This is a genomic window from Paraburkholderia antibiotica (genome assembly GCF_012927125.1).
In the GTDB taxonomy this organism is placed as follows: Bacteria; Pseudomonadota; Gammaproteobacteria; order Burkholderiales; family Burkholderiaceae; genus Paraburkholderia; species Paraburkholderia antibiotica.
Map to the genome: position 1 here is coordinate 27,810 of NZ_JABBFZ010000027.1, position 23,901 is coordinate 51,710.

Consider the following 23,901-nt stretch of genomic DNA (forward strand, 5'->3'; position numbering starts at 1 on the left):
GGGCTAGTTGTGTTGCTGTGCTTAAGTGGGCCGGGCGGCCATTACGCGTGGACGGATAGCTGTTGTGGTAACAGCCTTGGCCTAAAGAAGCAAATCAACGGCCTGCATTAGACGCCTGGTCTCGCTGGAGCCTTTCTCGACAGTCTCATGAATCGCGTCGACCAGACAATCGATGAAGAACGATGCTGCCACACCGAGCGGATGTCCCGCGCGCGTGACAATGCCGATCTCCTGCTCATCGATCTGCTCGCGAACCGATATGGCACACAGATTTTTATGCTTTGCTTCGATTTCGATAAGCGGCCACGGGAAAATGCTAAGCATATTACTTCGCTGCAGCATATAAACGACGACCGAAATCGAATGGACGTAGTGTATTGCCTTTGGCATGGGCAAATTATTACGCACAAAAATGGGCAACTGGCCCTGCACATCCGGATCGGTGCATAAAAGAAAATCGAAATCACATAGATCTGCAAGCGAGCGGCCGTCCGCTCCCGGGTGCCCAAGGCGGGCGACGATCCCGTAGCCACAAAGGCAGACCGGGCGAAAACTGATTTCCGAGCCAGCGATATTCGGGGCACGCCGGCCAATGATAAAACTGATTGTCCCGTCGCGTAGACGCGGATTAACGATCGCGGGATGCCCCTCGAAAATCTGAAAATGAATATCGGGGTATTTCGCTTGAAACCGTACGATTGCCTGCGGGAGAAATGCCTGGGCGACCCACGGCGTTACACCGAACGATAGCCACCCGCTCGCCGTGCCGCGCATCGCATCCACATCCTCCTGAGCATGCTTCAATTGCGCGATGACTATCCGGGCGTGCGGCAACAGGGTGCGCGCGGCCTCGGTCAGCATTGCGCCACGGGACGTGCGCTGAATCAGGCACAGCTCCGTCTCAGCCTCGAATTGACGAATGCTCGCTCCGATCGACGCAACCGTCAGATCAAGTGATCTAGCAGCTCCACGCATGCTGCCTTCATCGGCAACGGCTACGAGCGCGCGCAGGTGATGCAGTTTCATGCGGCCTTTCCGTCAGTGACAACTCTCGTGTCAGGTACTGCCTGCTGGCGTCAGGCGCCACCTGACCTTCTCAGCAACTTCGCGCCAGAGTAATGTTTGACCTGCCGGCCCTCATACAAATCTGCGTCGAAGTTCGGGGAAGAATGACACTTATGCTAATTGCATTGTACTTCGTAGGGTTGAATTGAGAATCCCGGTCAATCGAGAATGTGGCCAAAGGGGCGTAAATGTCGGTCATTGCTACATGTAGGCCGATGCGTGAGCGACAAAAAAGAATTTGCGGGGACCATAAGTGAATACGTCTTATCAGACCAATACGAACGACACGACCAACGTCATCAACTTTCAGGATCAATGCAGACGCCGGGATGCCTCGAAGGGAGGTGCAATAGTCAAAGTTTGCAATGAACAGAAGTCACAGCGGGCCATGCTGGAAGAACTTGCCGATCTTGTGTACAGGCAGGCGATACTACTCGAGATCCTGACGCGTATCGGATAGAGGACTGGTGGCGTGTCGTATTGAAATGAAAAAGCCCCGCTGGGGGCGGGGCTAGGGCATCCGGTCAATCTCTTTGTGGGTTGCTATTCGACGTAATGTTGCGCATCCGCCATCAAGTTCCAGAGAGATTTTGTATGCTTTATTCGACGTCGCGTCGATCGTATAGATCTTGGGGTTTTTATGGCCGCTAAGCGAATGGAATCGTCGTGTTGGCGGTATAGGATTCCGCAGTAGATCCACAAGCGCTGCGTCGACTTCGCCTTTTAACTGCTGCGAGGGCAAATTGTCATATTCCCTCTGGAAGCGCTTCTTTCGGCGCAGCGTAGTGATCACCTGCTCATCCCCTCAGCGCAGCGATCATTTCCTCGGCTGATCCAAACTCTCCATTCAGGACTTCATCAAAATCAGCATCGTGCTCGCCAAGCGCCCAGCATAGGTCGTTCATCGCATTATGCGCGGCAGCCATGGCATCGAGCAGATTATCAAAGGCCTCAACGACGCCATCGTCTTCCCGAAGTGCCGGATCAGCGGCGGCGGAATTGCGCCTCGACTGATGTTGAGCGTAAGCGGTGGCAAGTGCGTCTCGAGCAGCTTCCAATCCTTCAAGCGCCTTACCATCCGGATCAACCGCTTTTGTTGCTCTATGGAGAGCCTGAACAAGCTCCTGCGCCTTGCCTGCCAGGTCGTGCAGCAGATCACGCTCAACGCAACAAGCATAGATCGTGTCATCGATTTGCTTGAGAAAATCTACGCTGCGCGATGCTTGATACTCTACAACTTGCCCGAAGGAGCGCAGGCGCTGTACCTCAGTGCGTACCATTGCTTTCTCCGTGCCACTCGACGAGCGGCGAATTAGGGTTACCGAAAAACCTGCACCCAGTAGTTTGATTGCCATTGTAGCCTGAAAATTCAGAGGGCTGCACACCGGTACGTGCGGCTCCCCGCTCTTCTGACAAAGCCAGCACCTCAATCAGACAATGATCGCTCCCCATTATTTATGGGATGTCTTCCGGTGCGGCTTGGGCGAAGCAGCGTGACCCGCATCGGCGATCTCCCCGCTTGGCACCCTATCTCTTCCCTGTGGCTTCAACATCTCGGTGGCGGCGTCCAGTTTCTCAGCCGTGCTCAACTGGCGACCAGGCGCACTGCCGCCGCTCAGCAATACCTCCAGCGCGTCCGCGATCCGGTCAACTTCCTCCGGGGTGCGGCCGCGGAGGGCTGAGCGAATCCGCGCCATGCCACGATCATCCGAAGTCGAATCGACGGACGCAGAAGGCGCCTCGTCCTCGGGCTGATCGCCCACCTTCTCCAAATTAAGCACAACTCGGTGGTTCGCCCCGGTTTCCAGCCACTCAGGCGCAACTCCAAGCGCTCTCGCGAGCGCCAAGATATGTTTCGACCCCTTGTTTCGACCACCCTCAATCTGCGCGATCGTAGATTGCGAAATCCCGGCCGCCTTGGATAGGTCGGCTTGCGCCATATGTAGGCGCTCTCTTTCAGCTCGGACCCGTTCGCCAAATGTATTCATATTGCAATCGTAATATTTTGCATGAGTAGTTTGGTACTTGCCATGTAAGTACAAATGCAATATCCTTGAGCCATGAATGCTCAATCGATGATTGCCGACCTGATGAAAGCCGGCCTGACCCAGAAGGAGATCGAACGCCGATCCGGTGTCGATCAGTCGACGGTTTCCAGCCTACATACAGGGAAACGTGGCAAACGCGTCTCCTACGAAACAGTCAGCAGGCTTCAGCAGGTATGGCGGCAAGTCTGCTGCGATATTGCTCAAGCCAAGGAGGCGTAAATGCTCACCACTCTCTCCGTGGGCTGGGACGGATGAAAACAATCCTGACCATCCTCCACTTTTGGCGATTGCATCGCAAGGAGCAGAGTCGCTAGAAGGCGCGATTTGTTGAAGGTAGCTGTGTAGCGGTTCCGGTTTCATCGTTTCACACAGGGCTCTTCGGAGTCCTTATTTTGCGGTGCGTCGCAACTGGGTAATCAAGTTGGGACGCATCTGGGGTCCGATTGAATTTATCTACGAGAGGTTTTGGTGGAACAGATTGAGATGCGAATGTTTGCGATGTATCAGGAGCCGGCACGCCTGCCTGAATCGCAAATTGAAGCGATGACGTTTGAGGGCACGCTTTCGCTCGCGCTAGAGCTTGGCCTCAAACGTTTTGATCGGAAGACGCTCGCCAAGCAATGCGGGATTCACTACCCCCACTTCGGGGATCTGATAGCCGGTCGTCGACCATTTCCCGCGGTCAAGTTGTCCCGGTTTTGCATGCTGTCTGCCTGCGACTACCCGCGGCAATGGATCGAAATTCAGGATCGGCGCGACCTGGAAAATTACAAGGCCCAGAGCGCCCAGATTGTCGGGGAATACATCCAGAAGGCTATGGGGAAGGCGGCATGAGGGCCTTTTTCTTCTGCTGCTCCCTTGTCTGGATCGGGATGGTGATCGTGTGGACCGTTGGTGAACTTATTGGGGTGATTCGATGAATCTCGAGCTGCACCCGCTCTGCACGCTATTCCCGCGCCTCTCCGGCGCGGAGTTCGAATCGCTCAAAGATGACATCCGAGCTAACGGCCTTCGAAATCCCATCGTTATCCACGAAGGGATGATTCTAGACGGCGGGAATCGCTACCGCGCATGCGCCGAAATTGGTATCACGCCGCAGACGGTCAAGTTCGGCGGAGGCAATCTCGTGTCGTTCGTGCTGTCGGCCAATCTCCATCGTCGTCATCTTTCGCCGGGGCAGCAGGCGGCGATTGTTGCGAGCGCTCAGGATTGGGCTGCGGCACAAACACATGGCGGAGTCCGCTCAAGTGTTCACGAGAACACTTGCCTTGATACGACCGAGCAGAGAGCGGCGCAATCCGGTGCAAGCATCATGACCCAGCGTCGCGCTGATGCCGTCGCTAAGGCCGACCCCGTCCTCGCGAAGAAGGTTGCACACGGCGAGGTCAGCCTCTCGAAAGCAGTCGAGACGGTCGCGCCAAAGCTTGCGCCTAGACCAACTGCCAAACCCAAGACCGGCCCGAAGGCTGAAGCCATGCGCGAAGAGCTTCGCGCTGCCAAAGAACGCCATGTGTCGATGCTGTGTACATATGGACGCCTGACGTTGAGCGCTATCCAGGCGCAAGACGAATTCACCGAAGAAGAGCGTGATTTGCTTTTGCAAATCGCAAGCGCCATTCATCAACTAAACCTTAAAGAGGTTCAAGCATGACGAAGCCTGTATCAGCTTATGAAACGATCACGCCGGCCATCGCTCGTAACTGGCTAGGTCAGAATACTGCAAATCGAAACCTTCGCCGCAATGTCGTCGATGGATACAAATCGATATTTGATCGCGGCGAATACAAGATCACGCATCAGGGTATCGCATTCATCGCGGATGGCACGCTCGTTGATGGCCAGCATCGCTTGACGGCCATATCTGAAATGCCTGATGACTTCTCAGTGGTGATGCTCGTCACGCGTGGTCTCGACGAGGACGCTTATATGGCGATCGATTTGGGACTCAAGCGTACCGCTGCGGATGTGCTTCGTGAGAATTCTCGTGTCGCCGAAGTCTCCCGCTTCCTGGCGGCCCTGGTCGCCAATAACAAGTCTGCGATCACGCCGGCATTCATGCTCCCGTTCGTAGAGTATTTCAGGCCCGCTCATGATGAGTTGATGGACTTCTGCCCCACTGCATCGAAGACATGGAGTAGCGCGCCTGTCCGCGCCGCTGCAATTCTTCAGCTGGTAAATGGAGCGAACCCTGACTATGTCAAAAGCACGTATCGAGCACTGGTATTGATGGACGTGGATGCGATGCCGACAGTTGCGAAAAGCTTGTTCAAATCAGCTTTGACCGGTCACGTGTCCGCGTCTGGTCGTCTCGACATGCTTTGTCGGTGCCTTAAAGCATTCCAGCCGGAAAACCATGGTTTGCGCCAAATCAGAATTAACCAGGACGAAATGGTCGCCGTAGTTCGCAAATTCCTTAACGACAACATCGTTTCGGTCGAACAAAAGAAAACGGCCGCGACGAGCGCGACCGTGAAGAAGTTCAAGCAGCCCAATTATCGCATCGTTGGGCTGTAAATACTAGGGTCCGCCCCATCAAAACGAGCGGGCTATTCGATCAGGATTCCTAAACCCACTGGGTTATTTTTGGGTTATGAGCGACGACACCGAAGACCGGGAACCCATGAAGTACTACAGCAAGCACATAGGCGACTTCGCCACCGCGACGAGGCTCTTGAGTCTCACGGAGCGGGGTGCTTATAACGAGTTGATGGACTACTACTACGCCACTGAGAAGCCGTTGCCGGCCAACTTGGATGCGTTGTGCCGCATTGCCGGCGCATTCTCGGAACAGGAGAGAACCGCTGTGGACAAGGTTTCGCAGCAGTTCTTCGAGGAAGTAGATGGACAACTGTTCCAGGCGAAGATCGAAGATCAGATCCTCGCCTACAACGAAGAAGCCGAAAAAAACAGATTGAATGGGGGCAAGGGGGGGAGACCCCCTAAACCCAGAGAAAACCCACTGGGTAACCCAGAGGAAACCCAAAGGCAAACCGAAAAAAAAGCGAATCCAGTAACCAGTAACCATATATCTAAACCTAACGGTTTAGATAAGGGCAAAAAGGCGCCTGCGGCACCTTTTGTCATTCCGGATTGGGTCCCGACTGATACATGGATTGATTTCGTGACCATGCGCAAGCAGATGCGCAAGCCAATGGGCGAGGCGGCCATCCGTCTGGCAGTGCGAACGTTGGACGACCTGCGAAGCAAGGGCAATGACCCGAAGGCTGTGATTGAGCAATCAATCCTGCGTGGCTGGTCTGGCTTTTTTCCGCTTCGTGGCGACTTCGCGCGACGAGGTAGCAACCAACCCCTACGTAACGACCGGTCAGCGGCAGCAGCAGCCATTTTCGGGGCTTCTAGCGCCCCTAGTGAGGTCATTGATGTCTAAGGCAATCGATGAAGTCCAGGTTAAGCAGATTTTCATGCTGCTTCACGGAATGTACGGAAACAGCGTCCTCGACAAGTACCGCATTGGTCAAGTGGACGAGAAGACGGGCGAGGATGTCGGCATGGCAACGGCTCGGTCGGTTTGGCTGAATGGCCTGCGCGAGTTCGATTCCGGAATGGTCATGAAGGCGATCGGCAAGTGCGCCGAGAAACACAAAACGTTTCCGCCGACGCTGCCTGAGTTCCGCGACCTCTGCAAGTTGTTCCAGCCGACGAAGTGGATTCAACAGCCCTCGGCGCCCCGCCTAGAGATGAGTGAGGCGCTTCGATCGGAACAGGCCGAGCGCACACGTCAGTCGATCGCTCAAATTCGACTCAGGCGTGAAGGCGGGGTTAGCGTCAAACCCGGCGAAGAGGGGATTCCGACGTTGCATGTGTTGATCGCGAAAGCTGTAGGTCTGGCTGGAGGCGATGAAATTCGGACACTGATGCAACTTGATGAGCGACGGGAAAAAGCATGAGCGCACCACTTAGACCACGAATCCTCAAGTTCTTCGCGGACCATCCTGACGGCGCATCCGTCGAGCGGCTTGCGGAATATCTTGGCTCGGACAGCGATTCGACGATCCGCTCACTGCGATCGATGGAGGGCCGCGGCGAGGCAGTAATGATCCGTGACTCCGCCCTGCTCCCGCGAACGGTTTGGTCTCAAGCGAAGACGACGCCGCCGATTTTCAGGGCCGTCGAAACGCTCGAGGCGATGCAGAGCGCGGCGAGGTGCGCATGAGCACGGACCAGTTGAAAGACGTACTCGACGAAATCGCGCCGTGGTCACTCGAAGAGCTAAGGGCCTTCATCGCGAACCTCGCGATTCACAGCACAGAGGATGCCGAACAGGTGAAGGCTGGATTGCTGGCCATCTGGGAACACAGGAAACGGTAAGGGGTGATGGGATGAGTGGAAGAACTGAAATGGGACTGAATAGTATAACTAAGTGGCTTGACCAATGCCACTTTGGCGATTGCCGCGACACGATGCGCGCGATGATCGCTGATGGCGTGAAGGTGCAGACGATCGTCACGTCGCCGCCGTATTGGGGTGGACTTCGAGACTACGGGCACGAAGCACAACTCGGGCTTGAGCGTGATCCGGCCGAGTACGTGCGCGTTCTGGTAGAGACGTTCCGACTTGCTCGAGATCTGCTCGCCGAAGACGGCACGTTCTGGCTGAATGTTGGCGATGTCTACGCCGCAAGCGGAAAAGGAGGCGGCGGTAATCGCGGTGATCGTGCCGCATGGTCGACGATCAAGGAGCGCAAAGGATTTCGCATGCCTCCCGCTGGATACAAGATGAAAGACCTCACGCTGGTTGCATTCCAGCTCGCTGACGGACTGCGCCGCGACGGTTGGTATCTGCGGCAGACAGTTATCTGGAAAAAGCCTGCAGCCGTCGAACCGATGCGTCTGGACCGCCCCGCCACCAGTCACGAATACCTGTTCCTGTTCTCAAAGTCGGAGATGTACCGCGCACATAACCCCGGTCACAAATGGTGGGGCCACTCCGTGTGGGAGATCGGCTCAGATAGCGATGGCAGTCACCCGGCAGCGATGCCTAGCGAACTTCCGGAGCGCTGCATCCTCGCAACAACAGAACACAGCCATATCGTCTTTGACCCTTTCCTTGGTAGCGGCACCGTCGCAGCATCAGCCCAAAAGTTAGATCGCAGTTGGATTGGCTGCGAGTTGAATGAGAAGTATGAGCCGCTACAGCGCGACCGCCTGCGCCAGCCCGGTTTGCAACTGGAGGTGGCGTGATGCTCACAACCAAACACAAAAATCGCCGCGACCGCAACAAAGACCCGCGTCACCTGTTCTCAGGCATCAACCGCCTGATGGCTGCGAAGGTTTCGAAACAGGAAGTGGTCGAAGGCGACGTCGACGAAATGGAATTGCCCGTCCTCGCGGCTATCGAGTGCATCGCCAAGGGCCATGGAAATGTTTCGCACTGGAACGAGATAGCGCACGCGATCAATCAGTCATGGGTGTTGTGCACCGAGGGCGGCGTTGGCGAAGAGGCTAAGCCGTATCTGCTGGTCGCGCAGGATGCGATGAAACGCGTGGCAAAGCGATACCACGATACCGGTCGCTTTGGATTCGATGAGCTCGGACTGGAAGCGGTCCGACGCGTGGTCGAGATCTGGTCGACGCAACTGACGATGTGCACGCTGGGCGAAGTGCATGCGGCCAGCGAGGTAGCGGACAAACATTTTTGGAAAACGCCGGAGACAGCGTGAAAAACGATTGGCTCACCACGGAAATAGCCTTGTTGCGGGAGCGCTATGCAACCGCTCCATCGTGCGCCGAGCTCATGGCGCTCTTTCCACGACACACGCCTGCATCCGTGCGCCGAACGGCTCGCCTTGAGGGGTTGTCGCGGCCGCTATCAGGTGTCGTTAAGTTGAGGCCAGGCCTGGATCGCGTACTCAACCTTCTCGAGCGCGAAGGTCCGATGACATCGCGTGAGATCGGCGAGCGTTTAGGAATCCAGTATCGGGCTGTGGAAAACATTCGGCAAACGTACCGCACGGAGTTTCGCATTGCTGGATGGGAGCCGCCTCCCAATGGCGGCAAGTGGGCGCCCAAATTGGCGCCGGCAAACGGGCTTCTGGATGCACCGAAGCCGTTTGCACGAAAGAAAACAAAGATCGGCCGAAAGATGGCTAATCCGTTTGCTATCGCCGCCGGCGTATCACCCGTCCCGACCGCGCCAAAGGGCCGCGTCTACATCCACCTGACCGATTCACCCGAAGAAGAAATGGAGGCGGCATGAGAACCGATCTGAAAGAGACGACCCAACTCGTTATAGGCCTTACGTATCGCCAGATGCTCGATTGGATGGCCGAAGACGGCGTGTTCTGCTCGCCGGATAAATACGCACGCCGGCTTCAAGAGGCGCAGCGTCTGGCTCTGGCGGCACGGAACGAAGCTAACGAGAAGGAGAAAGCATGAGCCAATCGCGCAAAGGATCGATTGCAGAGGCGATCACCAACACCTGCATCGGTTTCGGAATCAACTACACCGCGAACCTGCTGATCTTCCCGCTTTTCGGTATGCACATCAGCCTGGCGAATAACTTTCTGATGGGGATTATCTACACCGGGATTTCCATCGCGCGTTCATATGTGCTCAGAAGAGTTTTCAACGGCTTTACGGCGAGGAAGGCATGACGAACAAACCGACGAACCCCAAAGACAGCATCGGAATTCGAAAAGCGCCGATGTCAACCGTCTCCGCTGCCGTGATGGCCGAGATCGGCGTTGCGATGCTCGAAGGCGCGGCGAAGTATGGCCGGCACAACTATCGCGCCGTTGGTGTGCGTGCCTCGGTCTACTACGACGCGACACTTCGCCACCTGTTCTCATGGTGGGAAGGCGAAGACGTCGATCCCGACTCGGGTATGTCGCACATCACTAAGGCGATTACGTCGCTTGTCGTGCTGCGTGACGCGATGATCCAAAGCAAGGTTGAGGATGACCGAGCGCCATCATCGAAGGCGTTCTATCCGGCGCTCAACTCTGCCGCTGGCTCGATCCTTGATCGCCACGCCGACAAATCACCGAAGCACTATACGATCGAAGACGAGTGCCGCAGCAGCTATTGCGAATGCGAGCCGGGCAAGTGCAGCTCGGGCCGCATCGACAAGCGGGCCGACCATGTCGCCGCCATGACCGAACACGCCGCACGCGAGGAAGACGCGAGGCTGATCGCTGAGAGCAACAGGGAGGCTGCATGACTTTCGTAAAACATTTCGAACGCAACACCTCTGGCCGCGATTTCGCGGTCGGTGACATCCATGGTTGTTTCAAGCTGCTCCGTACCGATCTCGACAATATGGGCTTCGATCCGTCGCGCGATCGTCTCTTTAGCGTAGGCGATCTGGTCGACCGCGGGCCGGATTCCGAACTCGCGCTGGAATGGATTGACGAGCCGTGGTTTCACGCCGTGCGCGGCAACCACGAAGACATGGCTATTCGCTATCCCAGCGGAAACATGGATGCGGCGAACTACGCAGCCAATGGCGGCGCTTGGAATGTCGGCAATCCGCGTCACCTGCAACTCGCCTTCTCGTGCGCCTTTGATGCTTTGCCCGTAGCCATTGAGGTGGAGACCGAGGGCGGCTTGATCGGCATCCTGCATGCGGATTGCCCTTTCCCGACGTGGCGTGATTTCACAGTCTCGCTCGACGACGCGAACATGTCGAACAAGATGCGCAAGGCCGTGTTTGAGGCGGCGCTGTGGTCGCGCGAGCGTATTCAAGATGAAGACGTCAGTGGCGTACCGGATCTGCGCGCACTCATCGTCGGCCACACTCCTCTCAAGAGCCCAGCCGTGCTCGGCAATGTGCACTACATCGACACGGGCGCGGTATTCCGTGGCGGGTACTTTACGTTCATCAACCTAGCCACGCTGGAGACGGTTCCGGCGATGCAGAAGAAGCTCGAATGGGAGGCAGCGTGAGCGCCGCCCTCTACCGCGAATTCACATTGCGTAATGGCGGCGTCTGGAATGCCGTCGTCGCCTTCATCAAAGCCAACGCGCCGGTCTTTGCCGACAAGGGTGAGCCGTTGCGCCTGATCGTGACGGCTGAAGAGCGGCAGCGCAACGCCCAGCAGAACAAATTCTACTGGGGCGCCGTGCTCAAGCAGATCAGCGAAGCCGCATGGGTCGATGGGAAGCAGTACGACAAAGACACCTGGCACGAGTTCTTCGCGCGCCGTTTCGGGATTCTCGACGAACTCACCCTGCCCGATGGTGAGATTATCACACGCCGTAAGTCAACGACGCTGATGAGCGTGGGGGAGTTTTCGGCTTATCTGGATGCCGTGCAGAACTACGCCGGGGAAACATTGGGGGTGGAGTTCGATGCTTAAAGGCGCCCTGATTTTCTTCTCGGCATGGACGCTGGCGTACATGACAGTCCAGGCCGAATGCACATACATGGGCTCATTCCTTGTTGGGACGCACGTCTTTGATTGCGAGGTGCGGAAATGGTAGGCGTCCTTATGACCATCAATATGGTGGCGCTGGTTATCTTCCTGTCGTGCCAGGGAATCGAAATTGGCAGCCCGCCCTATTGGATTGTGATGTTGCTCGTCACGGTTCACGGAGTGATATGTGCATGGAGTCGCAAGTGATCCGCACCTCCATCAAGCCGAAGGCCCTGAAGCCGCGCAAATGCCGCATGTGCTCAAACGTCTTTATTCCGTTTCGCAGTACGACCACGGTTTGCTCGCCAAAGTGTGCCGAGGCTTGGTCCAACAAGCTCAAGGCACAGAAAGCCGCTCGGGCGAAGCGTGAGGAGCGGAAGTCACTCGCCGAACGCAAAGCCAAACTCAAGACGCGCCGAGAGTGGATTGCCGAGTGCCAGGCGATCGTTAATAAGGTGGCGCGGCTGCGGGATCAACTGGCTGACCGCGGCTGCATTTCGTGCGGCTCCTACCCCACCGAGAGGTTCGGCGGTGGAATGGACGCCGGCCATTTTAGAAGCGTCGGAAGCGCTGCGCACATGCGTTTCTTCCTCCCCAATATTTCTGCGCAATGTAAGAAATGTAATCGAGACCTTGGGGGTTCGCATACGAACTATCGCAAGGGCCTGATAGAGCGCATCGGAATCAATCGCGTTGAGGAAATCGAGTCGATGCAGTGGACAGCCAAGTGGGATATCGATTACCTCAAGCGGCTTAAGAAGGTGATGAACAAAAAGGCTCGCCGGTTGGAGCGGCGGATTGAACAACGGAAAGAATTGGAGGCAGCATGAATCTGAGAGAGTATTTGATGAGAAAGTACGGCCCGAAGAATAAGGCGCTCTCCACCATTGAAGCGCGCGCATTCGGGGTTCCCTACCCGCTACAGGCCGGATGGCTAGACGAGTACGGACATTTACCCCTTACCAAAGAGAGGGCGCGCCGCATCCTGGAGTCGTTCACATCGTCAACCAAGAGAGGTGGCACTCATTCTCACAAAGAGTCCGCGACCGCTGTACTGATGGCTGTAATTGACGGCGTGCCTGCATCGGACATGAGAAACCTTGTGCCGGCCGGCATGAAGTCGAATCTATATCCGAATAGTGACCCCGTGTTTGTAGCGATGATGTTGCTTGAAATGGCCGCTGGCGATTTGCAGCCCAGCGAAGATTCCAAGTCTCGCTGCATTTACGCGGCTCACTCGTACCTGCACTTGTTGAAATACGGTAGCCATTCATGGGACGAGGCAAAACAATTTGTCACGGAAGTTCTCATCGCTTCCCGTGCGAAGGAGGCCGCATGACCAACCCAACACGCTACGGCACAAGCTGCGCCCCTCGCGAGGATGGTGTATTCGTTCACTTTACGGAGTATGAGAAGGTGGTCCGCGAACTTGAGGAACTCCGCCTGAATGAGCGCTCCGATGCGCCGCGCCGGGCGGTTCAATTCACTCTCGATCTTCAAGCCGACAGTATCGAGGCGTTGTCGTCTGCTCTATACAACCTCTCAAATCAGATCGCTGCACGCGATATGAGCCGCGTCTGCATCAGCGGAGGATATGACTCAGGCTACACATTCCGCCTCGAAGTCAGTGAAGGCCCGACGCATGATGAGTATGTGAAGCAACTGAATGCATGGATTGAAGCGCGCGACAAGGAGAAAGCATGATCAACCTCGGCGTTCTACTCGTCGGCTTCATTCTCGGAGTCTTCGCCCTCGGCCTACTCCTATTTCTCGTTGTGCTGCATAAGCCGCGGGTCTCGGCGCCTACGTTGCGGAGGAAGCGGGATAAGCCGGTGTTGGAACGTGATCTTCTCGTCGAGCTATTTGATGAGCTTAACCGGAAACGTCCGTCGTCAGAACCGATGTACATGTACGGTGTTACTGGAGAGGAACGATGAAGCGCCTTCTGGTCACAAAAAAACTTTTCGGACTATTCCCGTATCGAGTCATGCGCCCTCTTCCGCATATCTACAAGAACCCGAAAGGTCTTTGGATCTGCGCAGCTGATGGCACGTCTACTGGGTTTGGATGGACTCCGGAGGAAGCATGGAATGACTGGGCAAATTGGGCGCTTGTTTGATCTCAAGGTACAGGGTTGACAGCTCACCCCAATTGGTACATGTAGTATTTTTACTGTAAAATAGCACTACTAATTGTGGTTCTGTGATAACGAATTTATTCAAGTGCGCGGGGTTCAACATGAGTGCTGCAAACTGGGTGGATCATGAGCTGCGTAACTGGGCGCGATGGGCGAATTCCGGACCTTCCCCGCACCCGCGTCTGCCGGGTAGTTTCCTCGGCACCTGGGTTATATCGGAGCTTCACGTGGATAGCGCAGCAGACGATCGCCCCGCGCCGATCCACGAAGAAAACGCGATGCGGGTGCAGAGAGTGTTCGACGTCGCAATTCGAATTGAGCGGAAGGTTCTCCAGGCTGAATACTTGTCACCGTGGCAATACTCGCGGCACAGTGGCGGCGTTGCTGCTGCGGCCCGAAAACTGGAGCTGACGACGCCCGCTTACGAGACGATTCTCGCGAGCGTCAAGCGTCGCGTCGAGAGGGCCTTTCAATGAAGTATGCCGCGGAGACCATGAGCCTCCTCGCCTCCTACCCGGGCAGACAGTTCCGTATGCGCCAGATCGTATATTCGATCGTAGGGCGAAAAGCCGACGAGCGCGAGAAGAAGCAGGTCCGCATGGGTGTGTGGCGTGTACTCAAAATGCTTGAGGAATCCGGGCATATCGTGGTTGAAGCGCAGGAGGGTCGAGGCGCATCAGCACTATATGCCTGGAAGGCTTCAGAGCCCGAGGCAAAAGTGTTACACGAAGAACTTGCGAACTACTACTGAAGGTATAACATTCACCCAAGCCAAGTTGCGTCCACGCGCAACGCACACACAAGCCACCCTTTTCGGTGGCTTTTTCATTTCTGGTTTCAATGCGCTCGACCGCTCTTCCCTCGCATCAGTACGGCGATCCCTGTCGTGTACTTGAAGAGAAGCAAGCCCGAGAAGCCAATGAACAGAAGCGCGCCGAAAAGCGCCGCACGCTGACTGTCCGCAAGGAGTGGTCGGAAGCGCGCAAGGCTGCCGAAGCCCTTTTCACCCTGCCGCAGCCCATTCGAGAGCTGTAACCCGCCCGCAGACGCGCAACGTGTCTCTTGCCGGTTCGCCGGCCAGAATTTGAGCAAGCAATGAACATTCAGGAACTGATCGACAGTCTGGAGCGTGACATCGAGCGCATGCGCGCTATTGATCCGGCGCTCAGGGCTTCGATGATCGCGCGGTTGGACCAACTTCGGGCGCTCACAAAGTGAACGAGATCCTGGAAGTTCTAGCGTTTGGTCCGCTACTCGCGCTCAACTGGCATTTGGCTTGCGCGAAAGTATTGACCACCTGGTGCGACATGCTTCTGGGTGAATGATCCCCTGCTTCCGCCGCCAATGCAGGTCGGCTGCACAGAGTTAGACGGGCGACGGAAGCGCCTATTTGTATCTCAAGGGTGTCACGAGTCAGATTAATCGCTGAGCTTGTGGCCCGAGAGCATCCTGATTCAATCGCTGAGACTGCCCTAACGGGTCAAACGCACCACTAAAGGTGGACGGGTTGCAGCGATTCAATGAGGGTGAAAAGCGGATAGCGTCGCCCGGGTCGGATTGAGTTTCGGCAAGGCGCCCCCCCTCAACGAGCAGGCCGGTTCGATCCCGGCTCGCTGGCCGAGATCTGGTGAAGGACACGGTTCGAATCCGTGACGGGCATGTGACAGAGATTCATTGCCTAAGACAGTGCTCCAGTGGGTGTGGAGAGGCCTGACGGCTCGGAAAGACGAGCACTTTCACGCATGGCGGCTCCGCGTATGCCAGTACGCGTCGCTGGCGCGAGCCCACCTTACAGGGTTGAGCAGCCAGTCGTGAAGGTGAATGTCGTTGGCCGCGCGCGTCGATAGACGGGTAAGCGCCCATGCGGGCCGACGACTAGTAGCTTTCTTCGCTCTCATAGCTCAGCAGGCAGAGCAGCGCTTTTGTAAAGCGCAGGTCGCAGGTTCGAATCCGTGCTGAGGGCACCAGTTTTCTCCTCGCCAACTCCCCCTGTTGGTCTGCTCTCCCGAAAGGTTGAGGGCTTTTCTATTGATGGTGCGCCGATGGCATCGCGAAAGAAATCCGAAGCTGTCGATCGCACAGAGATTTGCAAGGAATGCAGGTTCGCGCATTTCGACCGTGCCGAAGGTCTCCGCTGCCGCCGCTATCCTCCGGTCTACGTCTATGACGTGTCGACTGGAATTACGGGCGTCGCGTGGCCTGAGGTTGACAGCGATCATTACTGTGGCGAGTTTAAAGCCACACTCGCCTCATAAAAGTGGCGCAATCAGCCAATTCAGACCGAAAGCGCCTCATATAGGCGGCGCAAATAGATAAGGGGAAGCCGTGGCCACTACGCGACAGTACGACGAACGATTAAAAGAGTTTGCCGGCGCGCGCGAGGCCGAATTGCTTAAGGCAGTCATTGAGCACGGCTCGCCGAGTGCGGCCGGCAAAGCGTTGGGACTGCATCACAGCTCGATTATTCGGACGCTGGATAGTCTTGAGCTGCGGGCGGCGAAGATGGGATTCAGCCCGCGCCACGATATGACTAAGACCGTCCCTGACGGCTTTGTGGTCAAAGGCGTGTCGACCTACTACGACGACGAGGGAAAGCCTCGCGGGCAGTGGGTGAAGTCGGCCGTGAATGCTGAGCGCCAGGCGGAGATATTCCGTGAAGCGTGCGCCGCGATGGCTGAGACGCTGCCGCGCGTTAAGCCTGCGCCGCTTCCAGCGGGCACAAGCGACGCGCTGTGCAATTTGTACACTTTCACGGACTACCATTTGGGCATGCTGGCCTGGGGCAAGGAGACCGGAGCGGACTGGGACCTAAAGATCGCTGAACGCACGCTGGTTTCCGCATTCGCGCACATGATCGATGCCGCTCCGAAGGCGAGCACCGCATTCATTGCCCAGCTCGGCGATTTCCTGCATAGCGATGGCAGTGGCGGCATGTTGCCGGTGACGCCTCTTCACTCGAACATTCTTGACCAGGACGGGCGATATTCGAAAATCGTCGGCGTGGCCATCCGGGTGTTGCGCAGGATCGTTGACTTCGCGCTGGAGCGGCACCAGAAGGTTGTCGTGCTGATGGCTGAAGGCAATCACGACTTGTCGTCGTCGGTTTGGCTTCGTGCCATGTTCCGCGCGCTGTATGAAAACGAGCCCCGTGTGACAGTGATCGATTCGGAGTCGCCCTATTACGCATGGCAGCACGGCACGAACATGCTCGGCTTCCACCATGGGCACCTGACGCGCAAAGAAAGCATGCCGCTTCTGTTTGCGTCGAAGTTCCCGGCCATGTGGGGCGCTACGACCAAGCGTGTGATTCACACCGGCCACCAGCACCACAAAGACGAGAAAGAGCATAACGGCGTGACGGTCGTGCAGCATCGCACTCTTGCGGCAAACGACGCCCACTCCGCGCGGCACGGCTACGTCTCCGAGCGATCGGCTCAGGCGATCACGTATCACGCCCAGTATGGCGAAGTGGCACGCAACACGGTGGTACCGGAGATGTTCGAGGCAGCGTAAGAGAACACCATGGGACGCAAGTCAAAACTCACCGAAGAACAGTGGGCACGTATCAAGGAGCGCCTGCTGGAAGGTGAATCGGGGCGCGCCCTCGCTGAAGAGTTCGGCGTCTCCGAGACGGCGATCAGAAAGAAAGTAAGTTCGCAGGTTTCGGAAATAAAAAGCGTTGCAAATCAAATAGCTACTGCGCAGACCGCACTTTCGAAACTGCCGATTAGTTCGCAGATAAGTGCGCAAAGTTTGGCTCAGCGGCTGATGTCGATCAGCAGTCACCTGGCCAGTGCAGCCGACTACGGCGCAGCCACGGCCCACCGTCTTGCCGGCATCGCTCACATGAAGGTTGCCGAGATTGACGACAGCGCGCCCCTCACTGAGGAGAGCGTGCAAACCCTCAAGGGCGTGGCGGTCCTTTCCCGTATGGCGAACGAAGCGAGCGAGATCGGCGTGAACCTCCTGAAGGCGAACAAAGACAAGGCGCTCGACGAGCCAGAAAAGCCGACAATGACGCTCGATGACTTCTATGGGGGCTCCAAGCCTTAACCCTGTCCTCCGTGACTTCTGGATGACGCCGGCACGCAATCGCGTGCTCTATGGCGGCCGGTCGAGCTCCAAGTCATGGGATGCGGCAGGCTTCGCGATCTTCCTCGCGCAGCAGATGAAACTGAAGTTTCTCTGCACACGCCAGTTCCAGAACAGGATCGAGGATTCGGTCTATAGCCTGTTGAAGATCCAGATCGAGCGGTTCGGGCTGCGTTCGAAGTTCCGCATCCTCGACAACAAGATCATCTGCACGGCGACGGGCAGCGAGTTTGTCTTCTACGGATTGTGGCGCCAGATCGACGAAGTGAAGTCGATCGAAAGCATCGACATCCACTGGTCGGAGGAAGCCCATCTGCTGACCGAGGCGCAATGGAAGGTTCTCGAGCCGACCATCCGCAAGCAGGGTTCGCAGCACTGGTTGATCTTCAATCCGCGTCTCGCAACGGACTTTGTCTACAAGCGGTTCGTGCTGAATCCGCCGCCCCGGACGGTCAAGCGGTTGATCAACTACGACGAGAATCCGTTCCTGTCAGACACGATGCGGCAGGTGATCGAGGCCGCAAAAGAAGAGGACGAAGACGAGTTCGCGCATATCTACCTTGGCCAGCCCAAGGATGACGACGACGACGCGATCATCAAGCGCTCGTGGATCATGGCTGCGGTGGATGCGCATAAGACGCTTGGCTTCGAGCCGTCCGGCAGCAAGCGGATTGGATTCGACGTCGCCGACAGCGGCAACGACAAATGCGCCAACGTCTTCGCGCATGGCTCCGTGGTTCTGTGGGCTGACGAGTGGAAGGCTGGCGAAGACGAGTTGCTGAAATCGTGCAGCCGCACTTACGCAGCCGCCAAAGAGCGTGACGCCCAGATTCATTACGACTCGATTGGTGTCGGCGCATCTGCCGGCGCGAAGTTCAAGGAAGTCAACGAGTCATCGACTGATCGCTTTCCCGTCCGATACGAGAAGTTCAACGCGGGCGGCGCCGTGTGGGAGCCAGAGCGCGAATATCAGCCGAAGGTCAAGAATAAGGACATGTTCTCGAACATCAAGGCGCAAGCGTGGTGGATGCTGGCCGATCGATTCCGCAATACCTTCAATGCCGTCCGTCGCGGCGAGAAATTCCCCGATGACCAGCTAATCAGCATCTCTGCTGAATGCCCTCATCTCGAACGCCTGATCGATGAACTATCGACGCCTAAGCGCGATTACGACCAGAACGGGCGCGTGAAGGTGGAAAGCAAGAAAGACCTCGCCAAGCGTGAGGTAGCGTCGCCTAACCTCGCAGATGCATTTGTTATGTGCTACGCGCCAGGCGGAAATAATCTCGACATTTGGGCGCGGCTGGCGGGATAAAACCGCTCAAAGGCCTCGTGCCGCAAAAAAGGAAATTCCTCTAGCATGGCAAAGTCACGTCGAACCCAGCAGGCAGGCGTGACAGTAGCGCGTACCAACGATTCTTTTGTCAATGCCACCGCAAACCTGGGGTGGGGAACAAACAATCAGTCATCGGCCTCGCAGTATGCGCTGTCGTATCAAAGCCGGAACCGCATCAACCTTGAGGCCGCTTATCGTGGCTCGTGGGTGGTGCGCGCGGCTGTTGACGCGATGCCGGAAGACATGACCCGGTGCGGTATTGAAATGTCCGGGCTTGAGCCTGAAGACATTTCGCTGATCGAGCGGGACATGATGCGTCTCGCGATCTGGGACGCGCTGTGTGACGACGGCAAGTGGGCGAACCTGTACGGTGGATGCCTGGCCGTCATGCTGATCGATGGGCAGGATTTCGCTACTCCGCTGCGTGTCGAGTCGATCGGTAAGGACCAGTTCAAAGGGCTTCTGATTCTTGATCGTTGGATGGTGTCACCGCCCGTTGGTGAAGTGGTGAAAGAATTCGGCCCCGACATGGGCAAGCCGGTCTATTACAACGTCATCGCCGACTACGCCGCGATCCCGAAGGCCAAGATTCACTACTCGCGCGTGATTCGTCTGGATGGAATGGATTTGCCGTTCTACCAGCGCGTCTCTGAGAACGGCTGGGGATTGTCGGTGCTTGAGCCGATGTGGGATCGCCTAATTGCATTCGACAGTGCATCTGTCGGTGCTGGCCAGTTGATCTACAAAGCCCACCTTCGCACCATGACGATCGAAGGGCTGCGCGACATTATTGCAATGGGCGGCCCTGCCCTTGCCGGCCTGAAGGCTCAGATGGAATTTACGAGGTTTGCGCAGACGAACGAAGGTATGACGCTGGTCGATGCCAAAGATAAGTTTGAGGCGCATACGTACGCGTTTTCCGGCCTATCCGACATGCTCACGCAGTTCGCACAACAGCTTTGCGGCGCGCTCAGCATGCCATTCACTCGCCTGTTTGGGCAGTCTCCCACCGGTCTTAACGCGACCGGCGAAGGGGAAATGAAGCAATGGCATGAGAAGGTCAAGCAGAACCAGGAGCGGCGACTACGCAATCCGCTGCATCGCTTGCTGTCCGTGATGTCGATGTCCACGCTCGGTAAGCCCCTGCCCGACGACTTCTCATTCGAGTTCCGCAATCTTCAGGAAATGTCGGAGAAGGAAAAGTCGGAAATCGCGAAATCGACCGTCGACGCCGTCACGGCGGCAGTCGATGCGAACCTGTTGACGGTGAGCGGCGGCATGAAGGAGCTGAAAGCGTCGGCCCCGGTGACCGGCATGTTCGGGAACATATCTGACGACGACATCGCCGAAGCCGAAGAGCAGGAAAAGAATGCTCCGCCACCCGGCGAGATGGACTTGCCTGATGTTTCAAAGCTGACCGGTGATTCTGGCAGCGCGTTGGACTGGCTTAAGCGGTTTCGGAGGAAGTGATGGGACATCGGTGTATCAACTATCCGCGGCCTCCGACTCGTCCCGTCAATCCATTCGTCCAGTATGCGGGTGACTTCGAAGAGGCTGCCGCTCGAATGCGCCGCGCGATGAACAAGGACCAGGCAATTGATTGTTTACGTTCCATTCGCCACTTTCTTCAGATAGCCGAAGAAGCGATTAAATGACGCTCACTCTTGACCGCAAGCGAGCCCGCAACCCGGTCAAGACGGGCCGCATCGAGCAGCGTTACGCCCTGCAACTACGCAAGGTCGCCGAACAGGTTGGCTCGATCGTCGCACCTTTCACGCCGGGCGATATGTCCGCGGTTCCGACGATCGAGCATCTGCTGAATGCCTACGCCGACATGCTCAAGGGCTGGGCGACGCAGACGGCAAGCAACATGCTGATGGACGTCGCGCTGCGCGATGAGCAGGCATGGCAGACGATGGCCAAGGATCTTTCACGCGGCCTTCGCGAAGAAATCCGCAACGCGCCGACCGGCCGCGTGATGCAGCAATTGCTCGCTGAGCAGGTTGACATGATCCAGAGCATTCCGAGGGAAGCGGCGCAGCGGGTGCATCGGTTGGCGCTGGCTGGGCTAGAGGATTCCACTCGCTTCACGGAGATCGCCAAGGAGATTCGGCGAACAGAAGAGGTGACAGTTTCTCGTTCGATTTTGATCGCACGCACGGAGACCGCTCGTACAGCCTCAGTGTTGACGCAGGCGCGGGCTGAGCATATCGGTTGCACTCATGCCATCTGGCATACGAGCCACGACGGAGCGGTGAGAAAGTCGCACCGCGAGATGGACGGGAAGATATTCGCGCTGGATAAGCCGCCGCGTCTGTCAGACGGGACCGAGACTTTCCCAGGGCAGATTTTCAACTGTCGATGTTGGATGGAGCCCATCCTAAGTGACTGACCCATGCTCATCGAGCTCGCAGTAATCGCCATTGCGGCCTTCATAGGCCATCGGCTTGGCCGGCGCAACGTTGTCATTGTGCTGCATGACATCGAAGTCGAAGCGCCGGCGCGAAAGCAGGCCGAATACCTTCTGGATCTGGCCATTCGGCTGAAGAAGTCCGATTAATCGCGCGACTTCATGACTCTCCCCCAACCCGCCCCGAGCGGGTTTTTTCATGCCTAAGGCAGGCTAAATGGCCCTCCCCGATTTCATCTTTACCGGCGAAGCGGTGCTTTCCGCTAACGGTACGTCGCAATACGTTGCCGTTCCGGCAACCGGTACGCCAACGCAAGTCATCCTGACCAATCTGGGACCAGCTGTCGCCTACGTTGGATACGGCACGACGGTTACGGTCGCAACCGGTCATCCCCTTGTGCAGAACGTCCCCGTCGTCATGAATCTGAACTCGGCGACGAACATCGCTGCGATCACCACGGGCGATCCTGCGCAGATTCGAATCACCGCCGGGAAGTGACATGACGTGCCATTGCGATTCATGCAAGACGAAGCGCACGAATGACGCGATCACTGTGTCGGGATTCTTTGCCGTCGAGCAGCTCGGCCCCAAGCAGTCGTATACGCCAGAAGGCTACCTGCTCTGTGAAGAAGTGCCCATTGCGCGGACTGGCGTCCAGGACTACGCCGAGATGGAGCTGGAAGGCATCGAGGCCAAGGATGGCGTGATCGAGGTTGAGCGCAACGAAGATGAGGTCTTTGCGCCAGACACGATCGCCAGCTTTCTCGGGAAGCCTGTCACGCTCAACCATCCCAGTGATCCGGTAACGCCGGATACATGGTCATACCTCGCCAAGGGTACAACGCACAACATTCGCCGCGGCGAGGGCGATCAGAGCAACCTGCTCATCGCTGATCTGTTGATCACCGATAAAGGGGCGATCAACGAAATCCGCAACAACGGACTCAAGGAAATCTCATGCGGCTATGACGCCGGATACGAGCAAATCGCGCCTGGGCGGGCGCGGCAAACGTCCATTGTGGGCAACCATGTGGCGCTTGTGAAGAACGCCCGCTGTGGCCCTGTATGTTCAGTACAGGATTCGAAAGAGCTTATGGGAGAACCCCTGATGGCGAGCAAGAAAGGCGCATCCTTTGCGGACAAAATGCGCAAGCTGTTCATGACGCGCGACTCGGAAGGTTTCGAGAAGGCGCTGGAAGAAGTGAAAGATGAAGACGGCTCGGTTGAAAACGTGCCCGCGATCCACATCCACATGCCGGGCACCGAAAAGGCCAACGCATCGGAAGACACCAAGGACGACGAAGGCGAAGCCGATCCGATGGCTAAGGTAATGACCGCCCTCGACGGTATCGCACAAGGCATGGCGGCGCTCGGCGAGCGCGTGTCGAAACTCGAATCTGGCTCGACCAACGACGCGGACGAAGAGAAGAAGGACGAAACCAAGGATGACGGCGAGGAAGTTGATCCCGATGCCGACAAGACCATGGATTCGGACGAGTCAGAAGAAAAGAAGGGCGACGACGAGAAGAAGTCGACCAGCGATTCCACCTCGTTCCGCGACGAATTCCAGGACGCCAAGGCGCGCGCCGAAATCCTCGCTCCAGGCGTGAAGCTGCCGACCTTCGATGCGAAGGCAGCGGTAAAGCAGACGGCTGATGCGCTTTGTGTTCTGCGCCGGCGCGCTCTCCGCGCTGCGCTGACCAACGACAACGGTGACCTTGTACGCATGATCACGGGCGACGCCGATGTCTCGAAGATGGATTGCGCCGCCGCAAAGATGGCGTTCCATGCTGCATCGGAGCTCGTGAAGCAGAAGAACAAGACCGCGAAGACGTCGACTGCCGACTCGCAAACACCGGCCAAGAAAGACCTCAACCAGATCCACGCCGATTTTTGGGCGAAACGTAAGTAAGGAGCCGACATGCCCTCGTTGCAAGCTTATACTTTCCGCATGCCGGCTGGTTTCGCCGGCGACCTTCAGCGCGCCGAAGTCGCGACAATCGAAACGCAGCAGATCGATTCGTCGGCACCCCCGACCGTGTTCGGCGTGGCCGTCAAGCTCGTATCGGGCAAGGTACAGCCGATCAATAACTCGGCCGACACCGCAGCATCGGTCTATGGCATCAATCTGCGCCCCTACCCGATCCAGACGAACGGCACTGACGCACTCGGCACGTCTACCCCGCCGACCTCTGGCGTGACGGATGTCCTCAAGCGCGGCTACGTGAACGTCGCGTTGGGTGGGGTCGCAGCGGCAGCAAAGGGTGGCACGGTGTATGTGCGCGTCGCTAACCCGGCTTCTGGCAAGCCGTTGGGCGGCTTCGAGGCCGCATCGGATACGACCAACACGATCGCCCTTCCGTCGAATACGTACTTTACTGGCCCCGCAGACGCATACGGGGTCACTGAAATCGCATTCAACATCTGATCCCCGGCGC

The 23,901-nt window shown here is 57.1% G+C and carries 36 protein-coding genes and 1 tRNA gene; 34 read left to right on the plus strand and 3 right to left on the minus strand.

The annotated features are described in order from the left end of the window. Positions 1–81 precede the first annotated feature (81 nt). The 3 genes from HHL14_RS29295 to HHL14_RS29305 all read right to left on the minus strand — a co-directional run bounded on the left by HHL14_RS29295 (position 82) and on the right by HHL14_RS29305 (position 3,053). Entirely contained in the window at positions 82–1,026 is a 945-nt protein-coding gene (locus HHL14_RS29295; RefSeq protein ID WP_169501094.1) for a LysR family transcriptional regulator, read from the minus strand. An 836-nt stretch (positions 1,027–1,862) separates the two neighbouring features. Then, on the minus strand, positions 1,863–2,420 hold the full coding sequence (locus HHL14_RS29300; protein ID WP_169501095.1) for a hypothetical protein: 558 nt from the start codon (positions 2,418–2,420) through the stop codon (positions 1,863–1,865). Between the two features lie 96 nt (positions 2,421–2,516). Continuing rightward, on the minus strand, positions 2,517–3,053 hold the full coding sequence (locus tag HHL14_RS29305; RefSeq protein ID WP_169501096.1) for a helix-turn-helix domain-containing protein: 537 nt from the start codon (positions 3,051–3,053) through the stop codon (positions 2,517–2,519). Positions 3,054–3,140: 87 nt separating this feature from the next. On the opposite strand from HHL14_RS29305, the gene HHL14_RS29310 reads away from it, so the two are divergent. From HHL14_RS29310 to HHL14_RS29470, 34 genes are all read left to right on the plus strand, one after another. After that, positions 3,141–3,332 (plus strand): helix-turn-helix domain-containing protein, encoded by a 192-nt coding sequence (locus HHL14_RS29310; protein WP_169501097.1) that lies wholly within the window; start codon positions 3,141–3,143, stop codon positions 3,330–3,332. Positions 3,333–3,581: 249 nt separating this feature from the next. Next, positions 3,582–3,947, plus strand: coding sequence for a hypothetical protein (locus tag HHL14_RS29315; RefSeq protein WP_169501098.1), 366 nt, complete (start codon positions 3,582–3,584; stop codon positions 3,945–3,947). Positions 3,948–4,029: 82 nt separating this feature from the next. Next, a complete protein-coding gene (locus HHL14_RS29320) occupies positions 4,030–4,764 on the plus strand; it encodes a ParB/RepB/Spo0J family partition protein (RefSeq protein ID WP_169501099.1) in 735 nt (244 codons plus the stop codon). After that, the gene (locus HHL14_RS29325; protein WP_169501100.1) at positions 4,761–5,627 is read left to right on the plus strand and encodes a hypothetical protein; all 867 of its coding nucleotides are present in this window, start codon (positions 4,761–4,763) and stop codon (positions 5,625–5,627) included. Before HHL14_RS29320 ends, HHL14_RS29325 begins: the two co-directional genes overlap by 4 nt. 106 nt (positions 5,628–5,733) lie before the next feature. After that, a complete protein-coding gene (locus tag HHL14_RS29330; protein WP_169501101.1) occupies positions 5,734–6,501 on the plus strand; it encodes a YdaU family protein in 768 nt (255 codons plus the stop codon). Then, a complete protein-coding gene (locus HHL14_RS29335) occupies positions 6,494–7,021 on the plus strand; it encodes a hypothetical protein (protein ID WP_169501102.1) in 528 nt (175 codons plus the stop codon). The genes HHL14_RS29330 and HHL14_RS29335 overlap by 8 nt, the downstream gene beginning before the upstream one ends. Continuing rightward, positions 7,018–7,287 (plus strand): hypothetical protein, encoded by a 270-nt coding sequence (locus HHL14_RS29340; RefSeq protein WP_169501103.1) that lies wholly within the window; start codon positions 7,018–7,020, stop codon positions 7,285–7,287. The genes HHL14_RS29335 and HHL14_RS29340 overlap by 4 nt, the downstream gene beginning before the upstream one ends. Then, a complete protein-coding gene (locus tag HHL14_RS29345; protein WP_169501104.1) occupies positions 7,284–7,442 on the plus strand; it encodes a hypothetical protein in 159 nt (52 codons plus the stop codon). The genes HHL14_RS29340 and HHL14_RS29345 overlap by 4 nt, the downstream gene beginning before the upstream one ends. Positions 7,443–7,534: 92 nt before the next feature. Continuing rightward, on the plus strand, positions 7,535–8,314 hold the full coding sequence (locus HHL14_RS29350) for a DNA-methyltransferase (RefSeq protein ID WP_230413256.1): 780 nt from the start codon (positions 7,535–7,537) through the stop codon (positions 8,312–8,314). Further along, on the plus strand, positions 8,314–8,793 hold the full coding sequence (locus tag HHL14_RS29355) for a hypothetical protein (protein WP_169501106.1): 480 nt from the start codon (positions 8,314–8,316) through the stop codon (positions 8,791–8,793). Before HHL14_RS29350 ends, HHL14_RS29355 begins: the two co-directional genes overlap by 1 nt. After that, on the plus strand, positions 8,790–9,329 hold the full coding sequence (locus HHL14_RS29360) for a hypothetical protein (RefSeq protein ID WP_169501107.1): 540 nt from the start codon (positions 8,790–8,792) through the stop codon (positions 9,327–9,329). The genes HHL14_RS29355 and HHL14_RS29360 overlap by 4 nt, the downstream gene beginning before the upstream one ends. Then, positions 9,326–9,508, plus strand: a complete 183-nt coding sequence (locus HHL14_RS29365; protein WP_169501108.1) for a hypothetical protein — start codon at positions 9,326–9,328, stop codon at positions 9,506–9,508. The genes HHL14_RS29360 and HHL14_RS29365 overlap by 4 nt, the downstream gene beginning before the upstream one ends. Next, positions 9,505–9,726, plus strand: coding sequence for a DUF7220 family protein (locus HHL14_RS29370; protein ID WP_169501109.1), 222 nt, complete (start codon positions 9,505–9,507; stop codon positions 9,724–9,726). Before HHL14_RS29365 ends, HHL14_RS29370 begins: the two co-directional genes overlap by 4 nt. Next, entirely contained in the window at positions 9,723–10,292 is a 570-nt protein-coding gene (locus tag HHL14_RS29375; RefSeq protein ID WP_206002578.1) for a dATP/dGTP diphosphohydrolase domain-containing protein, read from the plus strand. The genes HHL14_RS29370 and HHL14_RS29375 overlap by 4 nt, the downstream gene beginning before the upstream one ends. Next, positions 10,289–11,017: a metallophosphoesterase gene (locus HHL14_RS29380; protein WP_169501110.1), complete on the plus strand. Its 729-nt coding sequence runs from the start codon at positions 10,289–10,291 to the stop codon at positions 11,015–11,017. The genes HHL14_RS29375 and HHL14_RS29380 overlap by 4 nt, the downstream gene beginning before the upstream one ends. Beyond that, positions 11,014–11,430: a recombination protein NinB gene (locus tag HHL14_RS29385; RefSeq protein ID WP_169501111.1), complete on the plus strand. Its 417-nt coding sequence runs from the start codon at positions 11,014–11,016 to the stop codon at positions 11,428–11,430. The genes HHL14_RS29380 and HHL14_RS29385 overlap by 4 nt, the downstream gene beginning before the upstream one ends. 248 nt (positions 11,431–11,678) lie before the next feature. Then, positions 11,679–12,317 (plus strand): recombination protein NinG, encoded by a 639-nt coding sequence (locus tag HHL14_RS29390; protein ID WP_169501112.1) that lies wholly within the window; start codon positions 11,679–11,681, stop codon positions 12,315–12,317. Next, the gene (locus tag HHL14_RS29395; protein WP_169501113.1) at positions 12,314–12,826 is read left to right on the plus strand and encodes a hypothetical protein; all 513 of its coding nucleotides are present in this window, start codon (positions 12,314–12,316) and stop codon (positions 12,824–12,826) included. The genes HHL14_RS29390 and HHL14_RS29395 overlap by 4 nt, the downstream gene beginning before the upstream one ends. Beyond that, on the plus strand, positions 12,823–13,191 hold the full coding sequence (locus tag HHL14_RS29400) for a hypothetical protein (protein WP_169501114.1): 369 nt from the start codon (positions 12,823–12,825) through the stop codon (positions 13,189–13,191). Before HHL14_RS29395 ends, HHL14_RS29400 begins: the two co-directional genes overlap by 4 nt. After that, the gene (locus HHL14_RS29405; protein WP_169501115.1) at positions 13,188–13,424 is read left to right on the plus strand and encodes a hypothetical protein; all 237 of its coding nucleotides are present in this window, start codon (positions 13,188–13,190) and stop codon (positions 13,422–13,424) included. The genes HHL14_RS29400 and HHL14_RS29405 overlap by 4 nt, the downstream gene beginning before the upstream one ends. A 301-nt stretch (positions 13,425–13,725) precedes the next feature. Continuing rightward, positions 13,726–14,100 (plus strand): hypothetical protein, encoded by a 375-nt coding sequence (locus HHL14_RS29410; protein ID WP_169501116.1) that lies wholly within the window; start codon positions 13,726–13,728, stop codon positions 14,098–14,100. A gap of 17 nt (positions 14,101–14,117) precedes the next feature. Continuing rightward, positions 14,118–14,375: a hypothetical protein gene (locus HHL14_RS29415; RefSeq protein WP_230413257.1), complete on the plus strand. Its 258-nt coding sequence runs from the start codon at positions 14,118–14,120 to the stop codon at positions 14,373–14,375. 65 nt (positions 14,376–14,440) lie between these two features. After that, a complete protein-coding gene (locus tag HHL14_RS29420; RefSeq protein ID WP_329601751.1) occupies positions 14,441–14,659 on the plus strand; it encodes a hypothetical protein in 219 nt (72 codons plus the stop codon). Positions 14,660–14,719: 60 nt separating this feature from the next. Beyond that, positions 14,720–14,842 (plus strand): hypothetical protein, encoded by a 123-nt coding sequence (locus HHL14_RS33660; protein WP_268966660.1) that lies wholly within the window; start codon positions 14,720–14,722, stop codon positions 14,840–14,842. A gap of 672 nt (positions 14,843–15,514) precedes the next feature. Beyond that, positions 15,515–15,591: transfer RNA gene (locus tag HHL14_RS29425), tRNA-Thr, on the plus strand. Positions 15,592–15,949: 358 nt separating this feature from the next. Next, complete coding sequence (locus tag HHL14_RS29430) at positions 15,950–17,137, plus strand: winged helix-turn-helix domain-containing protein (protein ID WP_169501118.1); 1,188 nt, start codon at positions 15,950–15,952, stop codon at positions 17,135–17,137. A 9-nt stretch (positions 17,138–17,146) separates the two neighbouring features. Then, a complete protein-coding gene (locus tag HHL14_RS29435; protein WP_169501119.1) occupies positions 17,147–17,677 on the plus strand; it encodes a helix-turn-helix domain-containing protein in 531 nt (176 codons plus the stop codon). 22 nt (positions 17,678–17,699) lie between these two features. Continuing rightward, the gene (locus tag HHL14_RS29440) at positions 17,700–19,031 is read left to right on the plus strand and encodes a PBSX family phage terminase large subunit (RefSeq protein WP_230413258.1); all 1,332 of its coding nucleotides are present in this window, start codon (positions 17,700–17,702) and stop codon (positions 19,029–19,031) included. 45 nt (positions 19,032–19,076) lie between these two features. After that, complete coding sequence (locus HHL14_RS29445; RefSeq protein WP_169501121.1) at positions 19,077–20,522, plus strand: DUF1073 domain-containing protein; 1,446 nt, start codon at positions 19,077–19,079, stop codon at positions 20,520–20,522. A gap of 181 nt (positions 20,523–20,703) precedes the next feature. After that, positions 20,704–21,444, plus strand: a complete 741-nt coding sequence (locus HHL14_RS29450) for a phage head morphogenesis protein (RefSeq protein WP_169501122.1) — start codon at positions 20,704–20,706, stop codon at positions 21,442–21,444. A gap of 3 nt (positions 21,445–21,447) precedes the next feature. Further along, complete coding sequence (locus HHL14_RS29455; protein WP_169501123.1) at positions 21,448–21,612, plus strand: hypothetical protein; 165 nt, start codon at positions 21,448–21,450, stop codon at positions 21,610–21,612. Positions 21,613–21,679: 67 nt separating this feature from the next. Further along, entirely contained in the window at positions 21,680–21,961 is a 282-nt protein-coding gene (locus HHL14_RS29460; RefSeq protein ID WP_169501124.1) for a hypothetical protein, read from the plus strand. Position 21,962: 1 nt separating this feature from the next. After that, complete coding sequence (locus HHL14_RS29465) at positions 21,963–23,375, plus strand: DUF2213 domain-containing protein (RefSeq protein ID WP_206002580.1); 1,413 nt, start codon at positions 21,963–21,965, stop codon at positions 23,373–23,375. A gap of 9 nt (positions 23,376–23,384) precedes the next feature. Then, the gene (locus HHL14_RS29470) at positions 23,385–23,891 is read left to right on the plus strand and encodes a structural cement protein Gp24 (RefSeq protein WP_169501126.1); all 507 of its coding nucleotides are present in this window, start codon (positions 23,385–23,387) and stop codon (positions 23,889–23,891) included. The last annotated feature ends 10 nt before the right edge of the window (positions 23,892–23,901 follow it).